Here is a 3424-nt window from a genome sequence, read left to right as displayed (position 1 = left end):
CGGTACGAGCAGCCCGACCGGCGCCCGCCGGCCCGGCCGCCGCCGGGTACGCGGCGCAGCGGCGTCCGGTGCGGCGCTCACGACCCGGTGGGCGGCTGGAAGCCGGCGTCGGTGAGCACGCTCCGGCCCTGCTCGGAGCGGACGTGCTCGACGAAGGCGCGGGCGGCGGTCGGGTTCGGCGCGTCCTTCAGCACCACCACCGGGTAGTCGTTGATGGCGCTGGCGGACTCGGGGAACTCGACGCCGTCCACCTTCGCGGCGGCGGACCTGACGTCGGAGCGGTAGACCAGCGCGGCGTCGACCTCGCCGAGCCTCACCTTGGACAGGGCGCCCTTGACGTCCTGCTCCAGGGTGACCGGGGTCAGCTGCACGCCCGCCGCGCCGAGCACCCTGGTGGCGGCCGCGCCGCAGGGCACCTGCTCGGCGCAGAGCGCCACCTTGACGCCCGGCCTGGTCAGGTCGGCCAACCCGGCGACCCCGGCGGGGTTGCCCTTGGGCACGGCGATGACGAGCTGGTTGCGGGCGAAGACGGTGGGGGAGCCGGTCGGCGGCCCCGGCGTCGGTGACGGTGGCCATGTTCCGCGCGGCGGCCGAGGCGAACACGTCCGCCGGGGCGCCCTGGGTGAGCTGGGTGGCCAGGGCCGAGCTGCCGGCGAAGTTGAAGGTGACCCGCACCCCCGGGTGCGCGTCCTCGAACTGCCGGCCCAGCGCGGTGAAGGACTCGGTCAGCGACGCGGCGGCGAAGACGGTCACCGTGCCGGTGACCCCGCTCGGGTCGCCGTCATCGGCGTCGCCGCCGCAGCCGGCGAGGCCGAGCGCGGCCACCAGCGGCAGGACGGCCAGCGCGGCGCGGATCCTCGTCATCCGCTGTTCCTCCCGCGCAGCGGCGCGGCCCGCTCGACCACGACCGTGGTGGACTTGATCACGGCGACCGCGACCGACCCGACCGTCAGGCCCAGCTCGTCGACCGCCTCCCGGCTCATCAGCGAGACCACCCGGAACGGCCCGGCCTGGATGTCGACCTGCGCCATCACCGTGTCCCGGACGACGGCGGTGACGATCCCGCGCAGCCGGTTGCGGGCCGAGGAGAACTCGGCGCGCCCGTCCGGCTCGGCGGCCTGGGCCCGGACGAAGCCGGCCAGCTCGACGCCGTCGACCAGCCGGTGGCCGTGCTCGTCCCGGCTCGCCGGCAGGCGTCCGGCGTCCACCCAGCGCCGCACGGTGTCGGTGCTGACGCCCAACAGCTCGGCGGCCTCGCTGATCCGGAACACGGTCACCGGGTCACCCTAGCGGCTCGCGTCTGCATGGCGGAAGCGGCGACCTGCCTCGCGCACCCGAGGGTGATGGCGGGTGGACGGCCGCATCTGCGGGGGCGGCGGTGCGCCCGGCGGGCGCCGGCGCGGACGACAGCGGTCGGCCGCCGCGGGACGCGGCGACCGACCGCCGGTGGTACGGGTCGGATCAGCTCAGGGTGAGCGCGGTGTCGTCCACCACGAAGGACGTCTGCAGCGAGCTGTCCTCCACCCCGCTGAACGAGATGGTCGCGGTGGTGCCGGCGAGCGAGGAGACGTCGAAGGTCTTCTGCACGTAGCCGGCGGCGGCGTTGACGTTGGAGTACGTGGCCAGGGTGGTGCTGCCGGCCTTGACGGTCAGCCTGTCGTACGCGGTGCTGCCCGACTCGGCGGTGTCGATGTGCAGCCAGAAGCTGAGGGTGGCGCGGCACCGGCCGGGATGCTCACCGACTGCGACAGCGTGTCGGTGTGGGTGGAGCCGTACCCGTCCATCCAGGCCTTGTAGGAACCGCCGTGCGCGGCCTGGCTGGTCGAGTTGGTGATCACGCCCGAGGAGGCGGTCCAGCTGACGTTGCCGGACTCGAAGCCGGGGTTGGCCAGCTTCTGGCCCGAGCAGCCGCCCGACGGCGGGGTGGTCGTGGTGGTCGGGGTCGGCGTCGGGCTGGTGCTGCACGTCGGGTCGGCGGTCTGGGCCGGGACGCTGACGGCGTTCCAGGCGGCCTTGACCGTGTCGAACTCGGCGCAGCTGCCCGGGTAGAGGTTCTTGGCGGCCTGCAGCGTCCAGGTGCGGTACTTCAGGTACGACGAGGACGACGTCTTGAGCAGCATCGCGTTGTACATGATCTTGATGGCCTTCTGGATGCCGAGGCCGGTCACGGTGCTGCCGTTGCAGGTCGGGCTGGTCGGCTGGCCGTTGGTCGGGCTGCTGCCCATGGCCAGCAGGTAGAACCAGTGGTTGCCGGGACCCGCCGCGGCGTGCACCTCCTGAGTCGGGATGCTGCTGGAGTAGCAGTTGGCGTCACCCACCGCCGACGGGTTGTACATGTTGCGGATCGGGCCGTTGCCGACCAGGTTGATCTTCTCGCCGACCAGGAAGTCCGGGGCGTCGTAGGTGGACGGCTCATTGGCGAACCACTCGGTGGCGGCGCCGAAGGTGTCCGCGACGAACTCCTGGGTGTTGCCGCCGGAGATGCCGCCCGGCGTCTTGTCGTCGATGCCGTGGCCGATCTCGTGGGCGACCACGTCGATCGAGCTGATCCACTGACCGGCGGTGTTCTTGCCGATCTGGACCTGGGTTCCGTCGTAGTAGGCGTTCTGGTCGTTGAGGCCGACCCGGATCGGCCAGGCGCCGCCGGTGCCGTTGGCGCCGTTACGGCCGAGCCACTGGGAGAGCATCTTGTGCTGGGTCTGCGCGGCGAACAGCGCGTCGACGCAGCCGGTCTCCCTGCTCGTGCCACTGCCGTTGCCCCACGCGTCGTCGGAGCCGGAGAACGTGGTGTTGGTGGCCGCGTCCTGGCAGCTCTGGTTGGCGACGTTCGGGTCCTTCAGCGAGTACGTGCTCCCGGACAGGGTGGTGTTGAGCGCCAGCGGGCTCGGCCCGTTGTAGTAACCGGTGCCGGTGCCGTCCATGACCCGCTCCCGGGTGCGCAGCACCTTTCCGGTGGCGGCGTCCACGTCCACGGTCAGCCGGCTCGGGCCCTCGGCCGAGGTGCCGGCGAGGGTGGTCTGCCAGGCCAGGGTGGGCGTCTCGGCGAGGTTGTAGACGACGAGGGTGGTGCCCTCGATCCCGGCGACCGTGCGCAGCTGGGCGCGGGCCGTCTTCTCCGCCGTCGCGGCGGTGAGCTTCGGGGTCGTGGCGATCTCGCCGAGTGGCCGCTGCTGGGCCACCGAGGCGTAGGTGACCTGGCCGGCGGAGTTCGTGGCCAGGACGAAGTCGCCGCCCTCCACCGGCAGGCCCTTGTAGGTGCGCTCGTACGGCACGTACTGGGTGCCCTCCGAGGAGATGACCGGCTTCTGGACGAACCCGTCGTTGGCGCCGGCGTGCAGGTACTGCGGCCGGCTGGCCACCAGCGAGCTGGCCGCGCTGGCGGCGAGCGCGCGGGCCTCGGCGGGTGCCGGGGCCGGGCTCGGGG

Annotated in this window: 1 protein-coding gene and 2 pseudogenes; all 3 read right to left on the bottom strand. The window is 72.8% G+C overall.

Features of this window, described 5'->3' with window-relative positions; all coding sequences use genetic code 11:
• Positions 1 to 77: 77 nt before the first annotated feature.
• Positions 78 to 855 (bottom strand): annotated as a pseudogene (gene modA, locus JNW89_RS31625) (molybdate ABC transporter substrate-binding protein).
• 5 nt (positions 856 to 860) lie between these two features.
• A complete protein-coding gene (locus JNW89_RS31620; RefSeq protein ID WP_238451855.1) occupies positions 861 to 1277 on the bottom strand; it encodes a TOBE domain-containing protein in 417 nt (138 codons plus the stop codon).
• A 184-nt stretch (positions 1278 to 1461) separates the two neighbouring features.
• Positions 1462 to 3424: pseudogene (locus JNW89_RS31615) on the bottom strand (M4 family metallopeptidase); the annotation flags it as partial.

Source organism: Micromonospora sp. 4G55 (genome assembly GCF_016803375.1).
Note: the sequence above shows the minus strand (reverse complement) of the source record. Positions and strands in the feature narration are given on the sequence as shown.